This window comes from Burkholderia ubonensis subsp. mesacidophila (genome assembly GCF_002097715.1).
In the GTDB taxonomy this organism is placed as follows: domain Bacteria; phylum Pseudomonadota; class Gammaproteobacteria; order Burkholderiales; family Burkholderiaceae; genus Burkholderia; species Burkholderia mesacidophila.
Genome location: NZ_CP020737.1, coordinates 986,841 through 1,007,436, shown reverse-complemented (window position 1 = coordinate 1,007,436; position 20,596 = coordinate 986,841). Strand labels below are relative to the sequence as shown.

At 69.4% G+C, this 20,596-nt stretch carries 22 protein-coding genes and 2 pseudogenes; 11 read left to right on the top strand and 13 right to left on the bottom strand.

Annotation, left to right across the window (positions count from 1 at the left end; all coding sequences use genetic code 11):
- Positions 1–55 precede the first annotated feature (55 nt).
- On the top strand, positions 56–1,252 hold the full coding sequence (locus B7P44_RS04840; protein ID WP_084901312.1) for a pyridoxal phosphate-dependent aminotransferase: 1,197 nt from the start codon (positions 56–58) through the stop codon (positions 1,250–1,252).
- A 149-nt stretch (positions 1,253–1,401) separates the two neighbouring features.
- On the opposite strand, the gene B7P44_RS04835 is transcribed toward B7P44_RS04840, so the two are convergent.
- Complete coding sequence (locus B7P44_RS04835) at positions 1,402–2,514, bottom strand: lytic transglycosylase domain-containing protein (RefSeq protein WP_084901309.1); 1,113 nt, start codon at positions 2,512–2,514, stop codon at positions 1,402–1,404.
- Positions 2,515–2,674: 160 nt separating this feature from the next.
- Positions 2,675–2,887: a hypothetical protein gene (locus B7P44_RS36175; protein ID WP_157721046.1), complete on the bottom strand. Its 213-nt coding sequence runs from the start codon at positions 2,885–2,887 to the stop codon at positions 2,675–2,677.
- 211 nt (positions 2,888–3,098) lie between these two features.
- Between B7P44_RS36175 and B7P44_RS04830 the strand changes: the two genes are divergently transcribed.
- On the top strand, positions 3,099–4,655 hold the full coding sequence (locus tag B7P44_RS04830; protein ID WP_084901307.1) for a UbiD family decarboxylase: 1,557 nt from the start codon (positions 3,099–3,101) through the stop codon (positions 4,653–4,655).
- A gap of 55 nt (positions 4,656–4,710) precedes the next feature.
- Positions 4,711–5,382 carry a LysE family translocator gene (locus B7P44_RS04825; RefSeq protein ID WP_084901304.1) on the top strand — a complete coding sequence of 224 codons (672 nt, stop codon included), beginning with the start codon at positions 4,711–4,713 and terminating at the stop codon, positions 5,380–5,382.
- A 28-nt stretch (positions 5,383–5,410) separates the two neighbouring features.
- Here the strand turns inward: B7P44_RS04825 and B7P44_RS36170 are convergent.
- Positions 5,411–5,519 (bottom strand): annotated as a pseudogene (locus tag B7P44_RS36170) (serine dehydratase); the annotation flags it as partial.
- Positions 5,520–5,709: 190 nt separating this feature from the next.
- The gene (locus tag B7P44_RS04815) at positions 5,710–6,009 is read right to left on the bottom strand and encodes a hypothetical protein (RefSeq protein WP_084901299.1); all 300 of its coding nucleotides are present in this window, start codon (positions 6,007–6,009) and stop codon (positions 5,710–5,712) included.
- Positions 6,010–6,438: 429 nt separating this feature from the next.
- On the opposite strand from B7P44_RS04815, the gene B7P44_RS04810 reads away from it, so the two are divergent.
- Both B7P44_RS04810 and B7P44_RS04805 read left to right on the top strand, forming a co-directional pair.
- Positions 6,439–7,368, top strand: coding sequence for a Rossmann-like and DUF2520 domain-containing protein (locus B7P44_RS04810; protein WP_084901296.1), 930 nt, complete (start codon positions 6,439–6,441; stop codon positions 7,366–7,368).
- Between the two features lie 76 nt (positions 7,369–7,444).
- Positions 7,445–8,008, top strand: a complete 564-nt coding sequence (locus tag B7P44_RS04805; RefSeq protein WP_084901293.1) for a YggT family protein — start codon at positions 7,445–7,447, stop codon at positions 8,006–8,008.
- 32 nt (positions 8,009–8,040) lie between these two features.
- Here the strand turns inward: B7P44_RS04805 and B7P44_RS04800 are convergent, their stop codons facing one another.
- Positions 8,041–8,394: a DUF190 domain-containing protein gene (locus tag B7P44_RS04800; protein ID WP_084901290.1), complete on the bottom strand. Its 354-nt coding sequence runs from the start codon at positions 8,392–8,394 to the stop codon at positions 8,041–8,043.
- Positions 8,395–8,418: 24 nt separating this feature from the next.
- Positions 8,419–8,805: a fluoride efflux transporter CrcB gene (crcB, locus tag B7P44_RS04795; RefSeq protein WP_084901288.1), complete on the bottom strand. Its 387-nt coding sequence runs from the start codon at positions 8,803–8,805 to the stop codon at positions 8,419–8,421.
- 419 nt (positions 8,806–9,224) lie between these two features.
- On the opposite strand from crcB, the gene B7P44_RS04790 reads away from it, so the two are divergent.
- Positions 9,225–10,436: a S53 family peptidase gene (locus tag B7P44_RS04790; RefSeq protein ID WP_084901285.1), complete on the top strand. Its 1,212-nt coding sequence runs from the start codon at positions 9,225–9,227 to the stop codon at positions 10,434–10,436.
- A gap of 28 nt (positions 10,437–10,464) precedes the next feature.
- On the opposite strand, the gene B7P44_RS04785 is transcribed toward B7P44_RS04790, so the two are convergent.
- The 3 genes and pseudogenes from B7P44_RS04785 to B7P44_RS04775 all read right to left on the bottom strand — a co-directional run.
- The gene (locus B7P44_RS04785; protein ID WP_084901282.1) at positions 10,465–11,325 is read right to left on the bottom strand and encodes an SIR2 family NAD-dependent protein deacylase; all 861 of its coding nucleotides are present in this window, start codon (positions 11,323–11,325) and stop codon (positions 10,465–10,467) included.
- A gap of 90 nt (positions 11,326–11,415) precedes the next feature.
- Positions 11,416–11,808, bottom strand: a complete 393-nt coding sequence (locus B7P44_RS04780; RefSeq protein ID WP_084901280.1) for a DUF4406 domain-containing protein — start codon at positions 11,806–11,808, stop codon at positions 11,416–11,418.
- Positions 11,809–12,108: 300 nt separating this feature from the next.
- Positions 12,109–12,693 (bottom strand): annotated as a pseudogene (locus tag B7P44_RS04775) (NUDIX domain-containing protein); the annotation flags it as partial.
- Positions 12,694–12,772: 79 nt separating this feature from the next.
- Between B7P44_RS04775 and B7P44_RS04770 the strand changes: the two are divergent.
- From B7P44_RS04770 to B7P44_RS04760, 3 genes are all read left to right on the top strand, one after another.
- Complete coding sequence (locus B7P44_RS04770) at positions 12,773–13,528, top strand: DeoR/GlpR family DNA-binding transcription regulator (protein WP_193834351.1); 756 nt, start codon at positions 12,773–12,775, stop codon at positions 13,526–13,528.
- A 61-nt stretch (positions 13,529–13,589) separates the two neighbouring features.
- On the top strand, positions 13,590–14,183 hold the full coding sequence (locus B7P44_RS04765; RefSeq protein ID WP_084901278.1) for a chromate transporter: 594 nt from the start codon (positions 13,590–13,592) through the stop codon (positions 14,181–14,183).
- The gene (locus tag B7P44_RS04760) at positions 14,183–14,722 is read left to right on the top strand and encodes a chromate transporter (protein WP_084901276.1); all 540 of its coding nucleotides are present in this window, start codon (positions 14,183–14,185) and stop codon (positions 14,720–14,722) included. The genes B7P44_RS04765 and B7P44_RS04760 overlap by 1 nt, the downstream gene beginning before the upstream one ends.
- A 59-nt stretch (positions 14,723–14,781) precedes the next feature.
- Here B7P44_RS04760 and scpB read toward each other — a convergent pair whose 3' ends face one another.
- Genes scpB through B7P44_RS04745 form a run of 3 tightly spaced genes read right to left on the bottom strand, consistent with a single transcriptional unit; the run spans position 14,782 to position 18,180 of the window.
- Positions 14,782–15,591: a methylmalonyl-CoA decarboxylase gene (scpB, locus tag B7P44_RS04755; RefSeq protein WP_084901274.1), complete on the bottom strand. Its 810-nt coding sequence runs from the start codon at positions 15,589–15,591 to the stop codon at positions 14,782–14,784.
- The gene (locus B7P44_RS04750; RefSeq protein ID WP_084901272.1) at positions 15,588–16,829 is read right to left on the bottom strand and encodes a CaiB/BaiF CoA transferase family protein; all 1,242 of its coding nucleotides are present in this window, start codon (positions 16,827–16,829) and stop codon (positions 15,588–15,590) included. The genes scpB and B7P44_RS04750 overlap by 4 nt, the downstream gene beginning before the upstream one ends.
- 37 nt (positions 16,830–16,866) lie before the next feature.
- Positions 16,867–18,180, bottom strand: a complete 1,314-nt coding sequence (locus B7P44_RS04745) for an MFS transporter (RefSeq protein WP_084901269.1) — start codon at positions 18,178–18,180, stop codon at positions 16,867–16,869.
- 171 nt (positions 18,181–18,351) lie between these two features.
- Here B7P44_RS04745 and B7P44_RS04740 point away from each other — a divergent pair, with 171 nt between their 5' ends.
- Together B7P44_RS04740 and B7P44_RS04735 are read left to right on the top strand one after the other, a co-directional pair.
- Complete coding sequence (locus B7P44_RS04740; protein ID WP_084901266.1) at positions 18,352–19,281, top strand: LysR substrate-binding domain-containing protein; 930 nt, start codon at positions 18,352–18,354, stop codon at positions 19,279–19,281.
- Between the two features lie 118 nt (positions 19,282–19,399).
- Positions 19,400–19,738, top strand: coding sequence for a DMT family transporter (locus B7P44_RS04735; RefSeq protein WP_084901263.1), 339 nt, complete (start codon positions 19,400–19,402; stop codon positions 19,736–19,738).
- Positions 19,739–19,780: 42 nt separating this feature from the next.
- Here the strand turns inward: B7P44_RS04735 and B7P44_RS04730 are convergent, their stop codons facing one another.
- Positions 19,781–20,245: a hypothetical protein gene (locus B7P44_RS04730; RefSeq protein ID WP_084901261.1), complete on the bottom strand. Its 465-nt coding sequence runs from the start codon at positions 20,243–20,245 to the stop codon at positions 19,781–19,783.
- Positions 20,246–20,596 lie beyond the last annotated feature (351 nt).

Genomic DNA, 20,596 nt, shown 5'->3' with positions numbered 1-20,596 from the left:
CGACGGGCGCTCATGCGCCCGTTTTTTTTTACCGCTCCCCTCTTCCGACCCGCCGATGAATACCACCGCCGATTCGCTCGTCACGCTCGCAGCGCGCGTCGACGCGATCCAGCCGTTCTACGTGATGGAACTGATGAAAGAGGCGCAGCGGCTCGAAGCCGCCGGTCGCGACATCATCCACATGGGCATCGGCGAGCCGGACTTCACCGCGCCGGAGCCGGTCGTCGAGGCCGCCGCCGCAGCGCTGCGCCGGGGCGTCACGCAATATACGAGCGCGCTCGGCATCGCGCCGCTGCGCGAGGCGATCGCCGCGCACTATGCGCATGCATACGGCATCACCGTCAGCCCCGAGCGAATCGTCGTGACCGCGGGTGCCTCCGCCGCGCTGCTGCTCGCGTGCCTCGCGCTCGTCGGCCGCGATGACGAAGTGTTGATGCCCGACCCGTCGTATCCGTGCAACCGGCACTTCGTCGCGGCGGCCGAAGGCCGCCCGGTACTCGTTCCGAGCGGCCCGGCCGCGCGCTTCCAGCTCACCGCGGACGACGTCCGGCGGCTTTGGGGCGACCGGACGCGCGGCGTGCTGCTCGCCTCGCCGTCGAACCCGACCGGCACGTCGCTCGAGCCCGACGAGATGAAGCGGATCGTCGAGGCGGTGCGCGCACGCGGCGGCTTCACGATCGTCGACGAGATCTACCAGGGGCTCAGCTACGACGCGCCGCCCGTGTCGGCGCTGTCGTTCGGCGACGACGTCGTCACCGTCAACAGCTTCTCGAAGTACTTCAGCATGACCGGCTGGCGGCTCGGCTGGCTGGTCGTCCCGCCGGCGCTTGTCGGCACGTTCGAGAAGCTCGCGCAGAACCTGTTCATCTGCCCGTCGGCGCTCGCGCAGCATGCGGCGCTCGCATGCTTCGAGCCGGCCGCGCTCGACATCTACGAAGCGCGCCGCCTCGAATTCAAGCGGCGCCGCGACTTCATCGCGCCGGCGCTCGAGCAGCTCGGCTTCACGGTGCCCGTGATGCCCGACGGCGCGTTCTATGTATACGCGCACTGTGGCGGCGTCACGCATCCGGCGGCCGGCGACAGCGCAGCACTCACGCAGGCGATGCTGCACGACGCCGGCGTCGTGCTCGTGCCGGGCATGGACTTCGGCGTGCATGCGCCGCGCGACTATATCCGGTTGTCTTATGCGACCGCCTACTCGCGCCTCGAAGAGGCGGTCGAGCGGCTCGCGACGCTGTTCCGGCTGCGCTGACCGGCCGCACGCACCGCCCGCCCGAGCCGAGCCGAAGCGCGGCGGCGCACGTTACGGCGCCCCCGGCCGCGAAACCAGTCGTTCGGCGGCGCAGAAGCGAAAAAAGCACCCATACGGGTGCTTTTTCTTTTCCGGCGGAGACCTGCGCGTTACGCGCCCAGTTCCGAATGATCGCCGTGCGGCTGCTTCGCGGTGTCGACGCTGGCATCGTCCTGCTGCGACGCCTTCGGGGCAGCCTTCGCCGTCATCGGCTGGGCCGTGTCGAGCGTCGCGTGGACGCGCTTCGCGCCGCCTGCCGCCGCCGGTGTCACCGAGGCGGTGACGATCGGCTTCGCCGGCGCCTGCGGCGCATTGACCGGCACGCTGCGGCCACGCGCGACGTCGCGCAGGCGGCCGCGCTCGGCCATCACCTTCGAGCCGTAGCCATTGTCCTCGGGGTTCGTCGAGCCGTTGTACATGCGCAGGCCGCTCGCGAGCGAGCCGCCGCGCGCAATGCAGTCCTTCAGCACGAGCGCGCCGACCTGGAGGTTGGCAAGCGGCTGCAGCGCGGTGTCGGTGCCGCCGAAGTACTCGAACTTGTCGGAATGGACCTTCGACATCACCTGCATCAGCCCCTTCGCGCCCACGCCGCTTTCGGCGTACGGGTTGAAGCCCGATTCGATCGCCATCACGGACAGCAGCAGCAGCGGATCGAGGCCGATGTCGTGGCCGGTCTGGAACGCGGCCTTCACGAGCTGGCCGACCGGCTCCTGCGCGACGCGGTAGCGGCGCGACAGGTAGGTGGCGACAAGCGCCTGCTGGCGATTCGAAGCGAGCGAGCGGTCGTCGCGCGCATCGGCGGCGACGCGCTGGGCCGGGATCAGCTTCGCGAGCGTGACGGGCGACGGGCCGCTGCGGGCAGCGTCTGCCGCGTCGTTCTGCGCGACGGCGTCCGATGCGACGTCGAGACCGACCGCCAGTGCATCGGTTTCCGGACCGTCGTCCTGCTGCGGCTGCGCGCCGGCCGGCGCGAAATTCGGCAGCGGATGGCCGGTCAGCAAGCGCGCCGGACCGGCCTGCACGGCCGCGGACACGACCGGCATCAGCTTTGCGGCAAGCGTGCCGCGCGCGGTTGGCAACAGCCAGAGGGCAAGCGCAATCGCGACAGCGAGACAGCCTACAACGCTGAATAAGTGGTGACTGACACGCGTCCCGCGACGCAGCATATCGCGCACGATTTGTGCATGCTGCTCATTGGGACGCCACGATAACCAAGCGTTCATTCAGATCTCCCATGAACATGATTCGTGCGGCTCGCTCAGCTCGATGGCGAGACAGAATGGGCCGCGGAATCACGACGCCGCACGTCTTGGTTTGGACGGCAGGCATCGGAGAAACGGTATAAGTACCGTTCGAGGCCACGGCAGGACAGGGCCGGCGCCTTTACTCAAGGCGGGCAAACGCGGTGGCACTCACGCAAAAAACCAGCGTCAGGTGGCGCTGGCTGTGACTACGACTAGAGCCGTCGAACAGGCCGTGCAGGTTTCGGCAGACGGTGACGCGCTGCGTCAAAGGATCGGTGATTGGCGGCTTGAAGCCTTGTACCCTGCAACCAATGTCAGCGGATTCTAACAGGGTTTTATAGATCGTCAACACTATAAAACATCAAAATCATAACAAAAAGTAATTATACGAGCCCCTTCAGAAGCGCGAGCCCCTTGCCGTAGGGGGTTTGCGCGCCGTCGACTTTTTTCTCGGCCGGGCAGCCGCGCGGCCGGCCGGGTAAAATCGTCGGTCGATTCGGGGCCGCAGCCGGCCGCTGCGCCCGCCCATCGCTGCCCGCCCCGCGGGCGGCCGGACTTTATCCATGAAATACAGAGACTTACGCGATTTCATCCAGCGCCTCGAGGCGCTCGGCGAACTGCGGCGCATCACGCAGCCGGTGTCGCCCGTACTCGAAATGACCGAGCTGTGCGACCGCGTGCTGCGCGCCGGCGGCCCCGCGCTGCTGTTCGATGCGCCGCCCGGCTACGCATTCCCGGTGCTCGGCAACCTGTTCGGCACGCCGCGGCGCGTCGCGCTCGGCATGGGCGTCGATGCGGGCGACGAGGCCGCGCTCGCGTCGCTGCGCGACCTCGGGCGCCTGCTGTCCGCGCTGAAGGAGCCGGATCCGCCGCGCAGCCTGAAGGACGCCGGCAAGCTGCTGTCGCTCGCAAAGGCCGTGTGGGACATGGCGCCGAAGACGGTGTCGTCGCCGCCGTGCCAGGAGATCGTCTGGGAAGGCAACGACGTCGACCTCACCAAGCTGCCGATCCAGACCTGCTGGCCGGGAGACGCGGGCCCGCTCGTCACCTGGGGCCTGACGGTCACGCGCGGGCCGAACAAGCCGCGCCAGAATCTCGGCATCTACCGCCAGCAATTGATCGGCCGCAACAAGCTGATCATGCGCTGGCTCGCGCATCGCGGCGGCGCGCTCGACTTCCGCGAATTCGCGCTGCGCAACCCCGGCAAGCCGTATCCCGTCGCCGTCGTGCTCGGCGCGGACCCCGCGACGACGCTCGGCGCGGTCACGCCCGTGCCCGACTCGCTGTCGGAATACCAGTTCGCGGGCCTGCTGCGCGGCAGCCGCACCGAGCTCGCGAAGTGCCTGACGCCCGGCGTCGACACGCTGCAGGTGCCCGCGCGCGCTGAAATCGTGCTCGAGGGCTTCATCTACCCGCAGGACGGCGCGCCCGAGCCCGCCCCCGCCGGCGCGCCGCCGCGCCCGGCGAACGCTGCGTCCGCTGCGTACGAGCACGCGCTCGAAGGGCCGTACGGCGACCACACCGGCTATTACAACGAGCAGGAGTGGTTCCCGGTGTTCACGGTCGAGCGCATCACGATGCGCCGCGACGCGCTCTATCACTCGACCTACACCGGCAAGCCGCCTGACGAGCCCGCGGTGCTCGGCGTCGCGCTCAACGAGGTGTTCGTGCCGCTGCTGCAGAAGCAGTTCTCGGAGATCACCGACTTCTACCTGCCGCCCGAGGGCTGCAGCTACCGGATGGCCATCGTCCAGATGAAGAAGAGCTACGCGGGCCATGCGAAGCGCGTGATGTTCGGCGTCTGGAGCTTCCTGCGCCAGTTCATGTATACGAAGTTCATCGTCGTCGTCGACGAGGACGTGAACGTGCGCGACTGGAAGGAAGTGATCTGGGCGATCACGACGCGCGTGGACCCGGTGCGCGACACCGTGATGGTCGACAGCACGCCGATCGACTACCTGGATTTCGCGTCGCCCGTCGCCGGCCTCGGCTCGAAGATGGGGCTCGACGCGACCAACAAATGGCCCGGCGAGACGACCCGCGAATGGGGCCGCCCGATCGAGATGGATGCGGCCGTGAAGACACGCGTCGACCAGCTGTGGCGCGACCTCGGCCTGTAAGGCCGCGCGCCGCCCGACTCCCGCCATCCCGAGAATCGCAACAAGAACAACGACGATGAGCTTCCCGCCCGCTTCGATGCTGTCCGACGGATTTTTCCTGTCGCTGTCGCTCTGTCTCGACATCGGCCTCGTCAACGTCGCGATGCTGTCGCTCACGCTGTCGCACGGCTTCCGGCCGGGCTTCTGGCTCGGGCTCGGCTCGTGCGTCGGCGATCTCGTCTACGCGGCGCTCGCGCTCGCCGGAATGGCCGTGCTGCTGCAGTTCGACGCGGTGCGCTGGGTGGTGTGGATCGGCGGCGGCGCGGTGCTGCTGTTCCTGACGTGGAAGATGGCGCGCGAAGCGCTGGCGCCGGCCAGGGCGGCTGGCGACGACGGCGCGGACGCCGCCGCCCCGCCCCGTGCGAGCGCGCGGCGCAGCTTCATGCGCGGGATGCTGCTCGCGATGTCGTCGCCGAGCGCGATCCTGTGGTTCGCGGCGGTCGGCGGCGCGCTGATCGCGAAGGCCGGCGCGACCACGCCGGCGACCGCGTCGGTGTTCCTGTCCGGCTTCTTCCTCGGCGGCCTCGCGTGGACCCTCTTCATGTGCGCGCTCGCGAGCCAGGGCCGCAAGCGCGCGGGCGCGGGGCTGATGCGCGCCTGCCATGTCGCGTCGGCGCTGCTGTTCGCGTACTTCTCGTACAGCGTGATCGTCGGCGGCTATCGCGACCTGATCGCGCACGCGGCCTGAGCAGGCGCGCCCGCCCGGGCAACCACACTCAGCCGCGCAGCCGCTCGGCGTAGCGCGAGATCGACGTTGTCGCCGCTCACCAGCACGCCGACCCGCTTGCCCTCGACCGGCAGCACGCCGTCGAGCACCGCGGCGGCATCGGTGACATCGTCGAAGGTGGGAGCAGGCAGGACGGACATCGGATTCGAGCGCATCGGCATGTGGACGGAATCCGTATTGTCCCCGTTCGCCGGCCGCCGGCGCGCCGCGCCAACAAAAAACGGCGCAGCGTCCTGTCACGAGACGCTGCGCCGTTCGCCACGCGCGGTCAAGCCGCGCGGGAATCAATCAACGACGCCAGTAGCCGCGGCCGTAGTAGCCGTGATGATGCCAGTACGGGCGGCCATAGTAGCCGTAGCCACCGTAGCCGCCGACGACCACGGCGGGCGGCGGATAGTAGACCGGCGGCGGCGCATACACGACGGGCGGCGGCGGTGCGTAATAGACGGGCGGCGGTGGCGCATAGACCGGATAGGCGGGCGCGACCGGAATCCCGATGCCGACCCCGATCGACACGTGAGCCTGCGCGGCGCTTGCGGCACCCAGGCCCAGCGCGGCGGCGGCGATGAACGGAACGAGCTTTTTCACTTCGATTCTCCTGCTGGAGCGATCATTTTAGGCGCTCCTGTCGGCAACGGCGGGCATGCACGTCGCATGCAAGCAATGTAGCGAAAACCCGCAATCCCCGTGTCGGGCATTTGTTGCAAATTGCAATCGCGCCCCCGCGCGAGCCCCGCGCCGCGCGGCGCGACGGCCCGCCGGTGGCCGCCGCGGATCGCGGAAATCCGTCGGGCCGGATGGCGGAAGCGGTTTCGTCAGGTCAGTCTTACCGATCGCCGCGCGTGCTGCGCGCGAGGCGTCGTAATCAACGATTACAAATTTGAGACAGGAGTCCGACAGTTCGCGAAGCCATTCCGCGGGGCCGGATCGCGGCTTGGCGCTCAAACGCGGCCGCCGTGGCCGCGTCGCCATTCCTGCGATACTGGCGGCTTCCCGTTTTTCACGTCGTCGACCGCCATGTCCCTCCCCGTCACGCCCCGTCTCGGCTTCATCGGCGCCGGCCGCCTCGCGCGCTGCGTCGCGCAGCGTTTTGCGCGGGCCGGCTTTCCCGTCGTCGCGGTGGCAAGCCGCACGCCGGCGTCCGCCGCCAAGCTCGCCGGGCGCCTCGACGGCAGCCGTGCGGTCGCGACGCCGCAGGAGGTCGTCGACGCGGCCGACCTGATCTTCCTGACCGTCCCCGACGACCACCTCGCGGCGAGCGCCGCGGGCCTGCGCTTCGATGCGTCGCGCGCCGCGCGGCAGGCGCTCGTGCATTGCAGCGGCGCGTCGGACGTCGGCCTGCTGGACCCGGCAAAACGGCAAGGCGCGGCAACGGGTGGTTTCCATCCGCTGTACCTGTTCGGCGGCGGCGACGCCGACCTGACCCGCATCGACGGCTGTTCGGTGACGATCGAGGCCGACGGCGCGCTGCACGCGACGCTCGTGCGCCTCGCGGCCGCGCTCGGCTGCCATCCGCTGTCGATCCCGGCAGGCGGCCGGATGCTCTACCACGCGGCCGCGCACTACGCAGCGAGCTTCGCGCTGTGCGGGCTCGCCGAAGCGGTCGAGCTGTGGCGCTCGCTCGGCTTCGACGAGGACGCCGCGCTGCGCGCGCTGCTGCCGATGCTGGCCGGCACGATCGAGACGGCGCGCGACAAGGGTCTCGCGAATGCGCTCTCGGGCCCCGTGTCGCGCGGCGACACCGGCATCGTCGAACGCCAGCTCGCGCTGCTGGAGGCACGCGGCGGCGATCACGCGACGCTCTACGCGCTGCTGACCCGCCGCGCCGTCGCGCTCGCCGCGAAGCGCGCGGCCCCGCCGGCAGCGCTGCCGGCGCTCGCGGATGCCGTGGAAGCCTCGCTCGCCCGCGCGGCAGCGCGCCCCTCCCCCTCGCGCGACGAGGCGTGATAAGGTGTCGGCCGATGCGCCGCCATCCGGCGTTGGCGGCCGCACGCTACCCGACTGTATAAAAAGGAAGCCAACGATGTTCGGCGAGATCGCCCGTTTTCTGCTCAATACCCTCTTTACGCTGTTCGGCGCCGCGCTGATCCTGCGCGTCTGGATGCAAGCCGTGCGCGTGCCGCCGTACAACCCCGTCACGCAGGCCGTGCTGCAGGCGACCAACTGGCTGGTGCTGCCGCTGCGCCGCGTGATCGCCGGCGTGCGCGGGATCGACTGGGCGAGCATCGTCGCCGCAGTGCTGACGTCGTTCGTCTACGTGGTGCTGATGATCGTGCTGGCGGGCGTCGATCCGACCGCGCTGGTGCCGACGATCGTCGTCGTCGCGCTGCTCACCGTCGTGAAGTGGGCGCTCAACCTGGTGATCTGGATGACGATCCTGATGGCGCTGCTGTCGTGGCTGAACCCGCGCTCGCCGGCGATGCCGATCCTCTACCAGCTGACCGCGCCGTTCCTCAATCCGCTGCGCCGCGTGATCCCGAATCTCGGCGGCATCGACCTGTCGCCGATCCTGCTGTTCGTGATCGTGCAGGTGCTGCTGATGATCGTGACGCGCGCCGCCGTGTCGCTCACGCTGTTCGGCATCTAAGGCCCGCCCGTCCTCCGCATGACGGGCCGGACTCAGCCGCCTGCCCGTCCCTCGGCCGCCGGCGCGCCGAGCGTGTCGATCACGCCGAAGCGCGCCGGAATCATCGCGTAGCACACCCGCACTTTCTCCTGGCCGAGCCGCTCGAGCAGGCGCCGCGCCTCGTCGTCGGTGACGATGAACTCGACCTCGACCGTCAGCGACCCCTGCAGTTCGAAGAAGCGGTCTTCATGCAGCACCCGGTGCTCGCCGAAGCCCGCCATCGCGCGAAACGCCGACCCGCCCGCGACGCCCATCCGCCGCCCTTCCTCGAGCAGCCATTCCCACAGCGGTTTCCAGTGCAGGCGATGCTGCTCGTGAACGTAGAAGCGCAAGAAGATCCTGTCCATCGCCTCCTCCGATGCCGGCCGCGCTCACGCCGCGGCCAGCCACGCACGGGCGGTCCACATGCCGAGGGCCGTCAACGTGAACGATCCCATCAAGTGTAGGGCAGCCACCGCAATCGCCCATCCGAACTCGCCCTGCAGCGCGTGCGTCATCACCTCGACCGAATACGTCGAGAACGTCGTCAGCCCGCCGAGGAAGCCGGTGATCACGAACAGCCGCCACTCGGGCGGCAATCCCGCGCGCATCGTGAACACGACGGCGGCGACGCCGATCACGTAGCCGCCGATCAGGTTCGCGGCGAGCGTGCCGAGCGGCACCTCGGGGAAGAATTCGTTGAGCGCGAGACTCAGGAACCAGCGCAACAGCGCGCCGAGCCCGGCGCCGACGAAGATCGCAACGATCGAATAGAACAAGAGAACTCCTCGCTGACGATGCGGGTGGCGCCGGCGCATCCGGCCCACGCTGAACTGTATGCGGATTCGCCGCGCGCCGGCAATGCGGGGGACCGGGCCCGCTGCCGCCGGCCGGCGTCCCGGATGCTCGATTCGACCAGCGTTTCTCGCGCGACCGCAGGCATCCACATTTTCCGGCGCATTACGCTGCTCATTACAAATTCATTCTAATTTAATCGATCATTAATAACCCACAATAAAATCCGAAAAACGATTACATCGATTACGCCGAATCCTTACGGATACAGGATTTCACCGATACTCAGGTATTTTCCCTAATCAGACATTCCCGAATTCAACCGATATTCAGTTTAATTGAATCCGGTTAGTCCGTAGACTTGATCCGGCCCATCCACTCCATTCGACATGGAGACTCGAAAATGAACAATATCCGCCTGTCGTCCATGTTGATTCCGGCGCTGTGTGCGGCGCTGCTCGCGTCGACCGTCGCGTTCGCCGATAACGGCGGACCGCCGTCCTACGTCGAAGGCAACCGCGCGCCGAAGGGGTTTGCCCGCCCGCCGTTCCACACGAAGCCGCGCGCGAGCACGGCCACGGTCGCCGGGCTCACGCCCGCGCTCGCGCGCCACGCGTACGGCTTCGACGCGATCGCCAACCAGGGCGACGGCATGGTCGTCGCGATCGTCGACGCATACGACGACCCGCGGATCGAATCCGATCTCGGCGTGTTCAGCAACGCGTTCTCGCTGCCGCCGTGCACCACGTCGAACGGCTGCTTCACGAAGGTGTACGCGCACGGCAGCCGGCCCCGCGGCGACGCCGGCTGGTCGCTCGAAATGTCGCTCGACGTCGAATGGGTGCACGCGATCGCGCCGAAGGCGAAGATCGTGCTCGTCGAGGCCGCGTCGGCCAGCTTCAACGACCTGATGGCCGCGGTCGACGTCGCGGTGCAGCGCGGCGCGTCGGTCGTGTCGATGAGCTTCGGCGGCAACGAGTTCAGCGGCGAATCCGGCTTCGACAGCCACTTCGGCGCGCCGGGAATCACCTTCGTCGCGTCGTCCGGCGACAGCGGCACCGGCACCGAATACCCGGCGGCGTCGCCGAACGTGGTCGCGGTCGGCGGCACAACGCTGTCCACCGATCGCTATGGCAACTACGTCGGCGAGGCGGCCTGGAGCGGCAGCGGTGGCGGCGTGAGCAGCGGCGAAGCCGAGCCCGCCGGACAGGCCGCGTGGCCGATTCCGGTCGCGGGCAAGCGCGGTGTGCCGGACGTCAGCTACGACGCGAATCCGTCCAGCGGGTTCGCGGTCTACGATTCGGTCACTTATCAGGGGCAGTCGGGCTGGTTCGAGGTCGGCGGCACGAGCGCGGGTGCGCCTCAATGGTCGGCGCTCGTCGCGATCGCGAATTCGCTGCGCGCGGCAGCCGGCAAGGCACGGCTGAGCGGCACGTACGACGCGCTGTATGCGGCCGGGAAAACCGCGTACGGCAGCAACTATCACGACGTGACGACCGGCACCAACGGCAACTGCGGCGCGATCTGCACCGCCGCCGGCGGCTACGACTACGTGACCGGCCTCGGTTCGCCCGTCGCGCCGTCGCTCGTGCAGGCGCTCGTCGCCCGGCCGTAGGCGCGCAGCCGGCGGCGGGCCGGGCAGGTCAGCCGCCGTGCCACGCGCGCTCGAGCGCGGTCAGGGTCGCCAGCGCGCCGCCCTTCAGGCCGATCACGTCCGCGCGCCGCGCGTGCGCCTCGCGCGCGTTGATGCGGATCACGTCGGCGCCGACCCGTTCGCTGATCAGCCGCACGGTCGGAATCGCCGTGCCCGCGCCGACTTCGACGACGGCCACGCGCCCGGCCGTGGCCAGCCAGTCTTCCAGCGCACGCTCCTGCGCGTCGTAGCGCGCGCCGATCCAGCCGGCGTCGCCGAACATCAGGATGTTCGGCCGCGCGAGGCCGCCGCAGTGCGGACAGGCCGGCAGGTCGCCGACGAGGCGGCAGGCCGCTGCGTCGACGACCGGCGTGAACGGGTCCGCCGGCCACGTGTCGTCCGTGCACGAACGCAGGCACTGCATCCGGTGGATCGAGCCGTGGATCTCGACGATCCGCACCGGATCGAAGCCGGCCTTCTGGAACTGCCCGTCGACGTTGCTCGTCAGCACGAAGCCGCCGTTCGGCATCGCGTCGATCCAGCGGCGCAGGATCGCGAATCCCGCGTGCGGCACGGTCGCCCGGTAAAGCCCGAGGCGGTGGCCGTAGAAGCCCCACGCGAGCTGCGGCCGCGCGCGGAACGCCTGCGGCGAGGCGATCTCGTGGAATTCGAAGCGTTCCTGGCGCAGCGCGGGATACGCACGCCAGAAGCCGTCCGTGCCGCGGAAGTCCGGCAGGCCGGAATCGACGCCGATGCCGGCGCCGGCCGTGACGAGCAGCGCATCGGCTCGGGACAGCGCGGCGACGGCGGCGTCGATCAGGGAGTCAGGCAGCGGCGGTTCACCGGCGGCGGCAGGATCGAGGGGCGGCATGATGGTTCGGTGCTCGGGTGCGGGGGCAGGGTTTTTGCCGGCGCGATCATACGCCGATGCACCGCGCCTGACGACTCCTCCGCCGTGGCGTCACGGGCCAACGTCGCCGCGCGCTTCGGGCGTCGCTTCCGGCACGTCGTCGAGCGAGCCATAGACCGGCTTGCCGAGGCTGCGCGCGAGCGCCACGTCGGCGTCCGCGCCGCGCGATTCGCCGTCGATCCGCAGCACCGCGTCGCAGCGGTGCAGCAGCCGGTGCGCGGCCGGATAGAGGAAGGTCTCGCTGATCGCGTCGCCGACCTGCTTCGATCCGGCCATCGCGGCGAGCGGCAGCGACACCCATTCGGCGATCATCGGTACATGCCCACGCCGATAGACGGCCAGCGCCGCCTGCTCGAGCCGTGCGAGGTTCGCGGCGATGCGCGCGGCGTCGCCGGCGGTGCCGCTGCGGTACGGGCCCGCCACCAGGATGAGTTGCGGTGTCATGTGCTTAGGTCCTGTTCACGCTAATAACGGGCTTGCGAACGTGTCTTGCCGGTCGGAGTGCAAGAAGCAAGGAGCGCCGTTTGGCCGAGCCAAACAAGCGACGCGCGACGCCGCAATACGGCCGGCAAGACACGTTCCCCTGATCGTGGAAATTCATTCTTGGGGCTGGCCGCCAGAAGGGCCGATCGCCGCGTCATGCTCCTCGCGAATGCGTCGAGTATTCGCTTCGTCGCAATCCTCGCGCTCGGCCCTTCTGGCGGCCAGCGCAAGCCCGTTATTAGCGTGAACAGGACCTAACCCTCCCGCCGCGTCTTGCAACGCCGCGTACTGCAGCAGCATGATCGTCTTCCCGTCGACGATCTCGCCGCGCGCGATCGCCTGCAGCGCCGCGTCGAGCGGCATCTCGACGACTTCCAGGTCCTCGCCTTCGTCCGCCAGCCCGCCGCCGTCGCCGGTGCGCAGCGACGCGTCGTATTCGCCGACGAAGAAGTGCAGCTTCTCCGTCACCGATCCCGGGCTCATGAACGCCTCGAACACCTTGCGAACGTTGCGCACGCGATAGCCGGTCTCCTCCTCGGCTTCCGCGCGAATCCGCGCTTCCGGCGTCGCGTCGTCGAGCAGGCCGGCCGCGGCCTCGACCAGCATCCCGTCGTGCCCGCTCACGAACGCCGGCATCCGGAACTGGCGCGTCAGCAGCACGTTGCCGGTCGCGGCATGGCGCAGCAGGATCGTCGCGCCGTTGCCGCGGTCGTAGGTCTCCCGGCTAAGCCGCTGCCAGGTGCCGTCGCGGCGGCGGAAATCGAACGTCACCTTCTTCAGCACGTACCAGTCGTCCGACAGCACGACGGTATCGACGATGCGCACCCGGTCCTGCGTTGCAGCCATGACAGCCTCCATTCGACAGATGACGGCGCCGATGGTAACGTGCATGTTCGTGCAATATCAAGAAGATTCGTGCAAAGCCATGCTGACGACGCAACGCAAGAAAGCCATACTCGACATGCTCCGCCGCGACGGCCAGGTGCTGGCCGGCGAGCTGAGCGCAACCTTCGGCGTGTCGGAAGACACCGTGCGCCGGGACCTGCGCGAGCTCGCCGCGGAAGGCCTGCTGCAGCGGGTCCACGGCGGCGCGCTGCCCGCGTCGCCCGCGACCGCGCCGTTCGCGCAGCGCCAGGATCTCGAATCGGCCGCCAAGCGCCGCATCGCGCGGCGCGCCGCCAGGATGATCGCGCCGGGGCAGGTCGTGATCGTCGACGGCGGCACCACGTCGGCGCTGCTGGTGAGCCAGCTGCCCGCGGACCTGTCGGCGACGATCGTCACGCACAGTCCGAGCGTCGCCGTCGCGCTCGTCGAGCATCCGTCGATCGACGTGATCCTGATCGGCGGCCACCTGTTCAAGCACTCGATCGTGACGGTCGGCGCGGCGGCGATGGAGGCGATCGCACGCGTGCATGCGGACCTGTACTTCATGGGCGTGACGGGCGTTCATCCGGTGGCCGGGCTGACCACCGGCAATTTCGAGGAAGCGGGCATCAAGCGCGCGCTGGCGGCACGCGCGGCGGAAACGGTCGTGCTCGCGTCGTCGTCGAAGCTCAACGCGGCGTCGCCGTTCGTGATCGGCGAGCTCGCGCTCGCGCAGACGATCGTCGTCGAGGACGCGACCGACGCCGCGCTGACGAAGCCGATCGAGGCGGCGGGCGTGACGGTCGTGCGCGCGTAGCGGCGCGCCGCGACGACGGAACTCGGTAAGATGACACGCTCAGCGCTTTCACCGCCACGCGATGCCCACGCCTCCCACGCCGTCCGCCCGCCCTGCCCCGCGCCCCAGCGCGCCGGCGCTGTTCCTGGCCTTCGCGCAGATCGGCCTGACCAGCTTCGGCGGCGGCCTGAGCGGACGGATGTTGCGTGATTTCGTCCACACGCGGCGCTGGCTCGACGAAGACGAATTCCTCAACGGCCTCGCGCTGTCGCAGGCGCTGCCCGGCGTCAACGTGAAAAACCTCGCGATCTGGATCGGCTACCGCCTGTGCGGGTGGCGCGGCGCCGTCGCCGGCTTTGCCGGCGTCATCGTGCCGCCGGCCGTGCTGATCGTCCTGTTCGGCGTCGCGTTCGCGACCCTCACGCGCTTCCCGCTGACCCACGTCGCGCTCGCCGGCGCGGCGGCCGCCGCGATCGGGCTGTCGATCGCGATGGCGCTGACCGCCGTGCGCCGCCTGCCGCGCCGCACGGCGCCGTTCGTCGTGACGACGCTCACATTCGTGTCGGTGGCCGTGCTGCACTGGCCGCTGGTGTGGACGGTGCTGATCGGCGGCGGCGCGAGCGTCGCGCTCGAATACCGGCGCGCGGCGCGCGCATCGGCCCGGAGCGATCGCTGATGGCGGCCGAGCACCGCTACGCCGCGCTGCTCGGCGTGTTCGCGCCGCTGTCGATCGCGACGATCGGCGGCGGGCAGGCGATCATCGCCGACATCCAGCGCCAGGTCGTCGACGTCCATCACTGGATGACCGCCACGCAGTTCGTCAACGATTTCGCGATCGCCCGGATGGCGCCCGGCCCCGGCTCGCTGCTCGCGACGCTGATCGGCTGGCAGGTCGCGGGCTTCTGGGGCGCGGTGATCGCGACGTTCGCGCTGTTCGGGCCGACCGCGTTCCTGATCTACGGCATTGCCCACTTGTGGCGGCGGCACGAAGGCGCGCGCTGGCAGGTCGCGCTCGAAGCGGGACTGCGGCCGGTGGCGGCCGGCATGCTCGTCGCGTCGGCCTGGGTGCTGCTGCAGGGGCTCGACGGCGGCTGGCCGGCGCGCGCGCTCGCGCTGGCTTCCACGGTGTGCGTGATGCGCACGCGCATCCATGCGCTGGCGTTGATTGCGGCGGGCGCGGGCCTGTTCGTCGCGCTGCGCATGATCGGGCACTGACGCGCCCGCCGCCGCGGCGACGAGCGCCCGCTTCCGCCTATTCACCATCTATTCACCGCCTATTCGCCACGAAATGCCGGCCGCCGCCGCTCCGCGAACGCGCGCAGCCCTTCGTCGAAATCCGCGCCCGCGCAGGCCTGCCGCCGCAATTCCGCGATCCGCTCGAGCGCGTCGACCGGCAGCGGTCGCGCATCCTGCAGCACGCGCAGTTGCTCCTTCACCGCCTGCACCGCGAGCGGCGCCTTCGCGGCGATCGTGCGCGCGAGCTCGAGCGCGGCCGCATCGAGCTGGCCGGCGTCGGCGAGCCGGTTCACGACGCCGTAGTGCGCGGCGCGTTCGGCGTCGAGCGGCTGCGCGCAGAAGAACATCTCCTTCAGCACGTGAATCGGCAGGTTGTCGTAGAAGCGCAGCAAGCCGCTCGTCGAATACGGCAGGCCGATGTTGGCCGGCGTCATCGCCAGGCTCGCGCGCCGATCCGCGACGACCAGGTCGCAGCTCATCACCAGATCGACCGCGCCGCCCCACGCGGACCCCGACACCGCCGCGATCACCGCGCCGGGATACGTGCGCACGCGCCGCAGCGCGCGTTCGAGCGGCTTGTCGTACGCGAGCGGATCGCGGTCGTCGGCCAGTTCGCGCAGGTCGTGGCCGGCGCTCCACACGTCGCCGCTGCCGTCGTTCGCGAGAATGACGACGGGCGACGGCCGACGCTGCGCCAGCGCATCGAAATGCTCGACCAGCGCGTCGAGCAGCGCCGCGTCGAGCGCGTGCCGGCGCGCCGGATTCGAGAACGCGACGCGCACGATCCGTTCGTCGAGCGGCTCGACCGTCACGCGCGACGGCGCGAAATCCTGTGTCTGGCGGCTCATTGCATCGCTCCCGCCGGCGCGTCGGCGCGGTCGGCCGTCTGCGCCTGAAACACCGCATGCCCGGCCAGCAGCGCGTCGATCGCCCCGGCATCGAAGCCCGCTTCGCGCAGCACGTCGATCGTATGCTCGCCGAGCAGCGGCGGCGCGCGACGCGTGCGCGCCGCCGGCGCGTCGTCCTCCAGGTCGCCGAGCGGCGTGACCACCTGCCGCAGCGCGCCGAGCGTCGGATGCGTGACGGTCTCGACGAGCCCGCACTGCGCGACCTGCGGATCGTCGAAGACCTCGTCGAGCGTATGGATCGGCCCCGCCGGCAGCCCGGCCTCGACGAAGCGCTGCGTCCATTCGCGCTTGCCGCGCGTGCGCAGCCGCTCTTCGAGCAGAGCCTTCAGTGCGTCGCGGTTCGCAACGCGCGCGTCATTGGTCGCAAAGCGCGGATCGTCGGGCAGCTCCGGCAGTTCGAGCAGCCGACACAGGCGCAGCCACATGTCGGTCGTGATCGGCGCGAGGTTCAACGGCCCGTCGGCCGTCTCGAACACGCCGTACGGCGCGATCACCGAATGCGCGTTACCGGTGCGGCGCGGTACGTCGCCGAGGCTCAGGTAGCGCTGCCCGTGCACGCTCAGCAGCGAAACGAGGCTCTCGAGCAACGACGTGCCGACATGCCGGCCGCGCCCGGTGCGGGTGCGCTCGAACAGCGCGGCGACGATTGCCGTCGCGACCCACATCCCCGAACTGAGATCGCCGATCGCGGTGCCGGTGCGGGTCGGCTCCCCGTCCGGGAAACCCGTCAGGCTCATCAGGCCGGCATAGCCCTGCGCGATCTGGTCGAAACCCGGCCAGTCGCGCAGCGGGCCGCGCGGGCCGAACGCGGTGACGCTGCCCATCACGAGCCGCGGATCGCGCGCGCTCAGCGCGTCGTAGCCGAGCCCCATCGCGTCCATCGTGCCCGTCTTGAAGTTCTCGATCACGACGTCCGCCTGCGCGATCAGCCGCCGCACGACGTCGAGGCCCGCCGGCTGCCGGAAATCCACGCAGATGCCGCGCTTGTTGCGGTTGCATGACAGGTAGTAGGTGCTGACGCCGCGATCGAACGGCCCCCATGTGCGGCTCATGTCGCCGTGCGGGCCCGCTTCGACCTTGATCACGTCGGCGCCGAGATCGGCGAGCACCATCGAGCAGAACGGCCCCGACAGCGCGCGGCTCAGGTCGACGACCCGGATTCCTTGTAAAGCCTGCATCCTGAACTCCTGAAGAGAGGGAGAGTGATTGCGCCGCTCATTCCGGCAGCGTCTGGTGACGGGTCTCGACTGCGAACGGCAGGATCAGGATGCCGAGCACGAACGCGGCCGCGGTCCACGCGACCGGCACGCCGAGCGAGCCGTAGCCGTGAATCGCCGCGCCCAGCACGAAGTTCACGCCGGCGCCGATGAAGCGGCCGACCGACGCGTTGAACGCGAACGCCGTCGCGCGCACCCGCGTCGGGTACAGCTCCGGCAGCCACAGCGAGAAGATCGCGAAGTTGCCGCCGAAGAAGCCGAGGAACGCGAGCGCGACCATGAACGCGCCGAGCCCGTTCGGCTGGTAGAACGCCCAGCCGAACGCGAACACGATTGCGCCCGCCATGCCCGCGAAATACAGGCCGAGCGCGGCGCGCCGGCCGACCCGCTCCGCGAGCCACGGCGCGGCGACGCAGCCGGCGATCGTCGCGCACGACAGGATCGCCGCGCCGATCGACGCGAGCCGCAGCGCGCCGACGTGGTCGATGCCCGCACGCGCCGCCAGCGTGCTGACCGCGCTCGCCTCGTAGACCGACCCCGCCCACAGCCCGACGATCGCGACGCCGACGAGGCTCGCGCTCGTCAGCGTGCGGCGCAGGTGCGCGGGCGCGAAGATCTCGCGCAGCGGATGGGCCGTCCGCGCGGCCGCGTGCCCCACGTCGTGCCGCCGCCACTGCCCCGGCTCCTTGACGCGCATCACCGTGAAGACCGCGAGCAGCGCCGGGGCGAGGCCGCACAGGAACATCGCGCGCCAGCCATAGGTCGCGCCGATCGTGTAGTTCAGGCACGCGGCGATGAAGAAGCCGAAGTAATAGCCGGTCTGCAGGTAGCCCGCGCCCATCTTGCGGCGGTCTTCCGGCCAGCTCTCCGCGACGTAGGTGCCCGCGAGCGCCCATTCGCCGCCGACGCCGATGCCGGCGATCAGCCGGCAGGCGGCCAGCATCCACACGTCATGGACGAACGCGGCCGCGCCGGTGAACACCGAATAGATCAGGATGCTCGCGGCGAGCGTGCGCACGCGGCCGAAGCGGTCGGCGAGCGGCCCCCAGATGAACGACAGCCCCCAGCCGACGAGGAACAGCGCGAACAGGATCGACCCGTACAGGCCGAGGTTCGCGGGCGTCGCCGCGATGCCGGACGCCGGCAGCAGTTCGGTCAGCGCGGGAATCAGCACGAGCGCGTAGATCACCGAGTCGACGCCGTCGAGCACCCAGCCCGCATAGACCGCCCAGAAGCCCCTGACCTGCTCGCGCGTGAGCGGCGTGCGCCGCGGCTTCGCGCCGGCCGCGGGCGCGTCGATCGCCTTGAACATCTTCGTCTCCTTGCCGGTCGCGCCGGCGTTCGTCGCCGCCGCCGACCCGGGATGACCGGCGCGCTGGCATTTTTGTGAGGCCAGTATAGGAATGCGATCGATCGCCGAAAAATATGATATTTGTCTTGAGCCATCGGATCGGCTTATGGCTTGAAGCGACGGAGAACGGGAATGGACCTCAGGCAACTGCGCTACTTCGTCAAGGTGGTCGAATGCGGCAACGTCACGCATGCGAGCGAGGCGCTGCACGTCGCGCAGCCGGCGGTGAGCCAGCAGATGCGCAATCTCGAGCAGGACCTCGGGATGCAGCTGCTCGAGCGCAGCGTACGCGGCGTCGCGCCGACCGCGGCCGGCCGAACGCTGTACCGGCATGCGCTCGAGCTGCTGCGCCAGGCCGACGGCACGCGCGAGCTGCTGCGTCGCGACGCCGACACGCCGCAGGGGCGCGTGACGGTCGGCATGCCGTCGAGCACCGCGCGCGTGCTCGCGATTCCGCTCGCGCGCGCGGTGCGCGAACGCTATCCGGGCATCATGCTCGAGCTGATCGAAGCGCCGAGCGCGGATCTCGACACGCTGCTCGCGAACGCGCGGCTCGATCTGGCGATCGTCGTCGACGCGGTCGACACGCGCGGCATCGCGATCCACCGGTTGCTGACCGAAACGCTGTACCTGATCACGTGGCCCGGATTTCCGGTGCCGGACGAACCCGTGCGGCTCGATGCGATCGCGCGCATGCCGCTCGTGCTGCCGAGCGCGCCGAACACGATCCGCAATCGCGTCGACTGGGCGATGCGCGAGGCCGGGCTGTCATACGAGATCGGCTTCGAGGCGAGTTCGACCGGGCTGCTGTTCGCGGCCGTGATGGCGCAGCTCGGCGTGACGATCCTGCCTTGGACCGCCGCGCACGTGGAGATCGACGAGCGCAAGCTCAAGCTCGCGAAGATCGCGCACCGGGCGTTCGTGCGCGACGTGTCGCTGTGCTGGCACGACACGGCGCTGGTCAGCAATGCGGTGGCGAAGGTGAAGGCGGAGATCGTCGGCTTGTTCGATGCGCTGGGCAAGCGGCCGGAGTGGGCGGCGGGGAGCGGAATCGAGCCGTGAATGTGTCGGGGCCCCGTTTGCGTTCGCCGGGCACGTGTCCTAATCTCGTGGCATCCGGGGTACCGCTGCCATCCTCTCCTCGACGTTCGGTATAAGCGTCGGAGGCAGGAGACTGTCCGTGACCTCGCTCCAATCCGCCTGGCTTCTGCTGGGCATCAGCGTCGCCGCCGAGGTGCTCGGCTCGATCGGCCTAAAATTCTCCGTCGGCTTCTCCCGCGCGATGCCGTCCGCGTTGACGGTCGTCTGCTACGCGTGCGCCGTGTGGCTGATGGCGCTCGCCACGAAGCGCCTCGAAATGGGGCTCGCCTACGCAACCTGGGCGGGCGCCAGCACTGCGGCAACGGCCGTCATCGGCATCGTCTGCTTCGGCGAGTCCGCTTCGCCGATCAAGCTGGCCGGCGTCGCGCTGGCCGTCTGGGGGATCTTCGCGCTCAATCTCGGCGATGGCTCGCATTAGCGTTCCGGCATCCGGTTCGATCCGCGCGCCCGGATGCAATCGCTAACCGCGGCGGCGGTCGCGATGCAGCGCCTCCGTGATCGCACCGAAATCGGCCTGGATGACGGCGAAGATGAACGCGGTGGACATGCCGAACAGCAGCACGCCGCACGACGACTCGATCGCCCCCAGCATCCGCCAGTTGCCGGCCAGCGCGAGACCCGACGCGCCGCGCGTCGCCATCGAATCGATCGAGTAGAACAGCGCGTCGCCGAACGTGCTCATCGCGTCGAGCCGCACGAACACCGCGGCCCATGCAGCCGCCTCCAGCGTATGCAGCAGGCCGAGGGCGATGCAGATCAACGCAATGATGGCGATCACCTTGCGCAGTTGCGCGTGGATGTTGTCGCGCCGCACGTCGAGCGCATCGCGGACCCGACGGGCGACGACCGCCAGGAAAACCATCGCGGCCGCGTGGACCAGAATGGTCGCCATGCCGAGCAGCACGCCGATCGTCCAGCTTTTCATGGGGGTTCCGTTCGGGGGTGGCAACGTGGGTGGGGGCCAAGATTAACATCGGCGGCGGGAAACGGCGCTGGGGGGACTGTGGCTGCGTGAGCCGGCGGGTATCGGGTCGGCGTAGGAATGCGGCCCGTTGCCAATACGGTCCGAATCCATGCAGAATTGTAAGTTCTGCGGGCGTCGTAAATGGCCATTACCTCAGCTTCCCAAGCCCCAGCGCGTTAATCAAAACCACTATTCACACGCGTTCTCACGTCGTCCTTTCTCCCGGCTCCACGAAGAACCACTGTTCATGCGGGGTTTGCAGAGATGCCAGTTTTCACGCTATCAACAATCCTAAGAAGCTGCTGATACGGG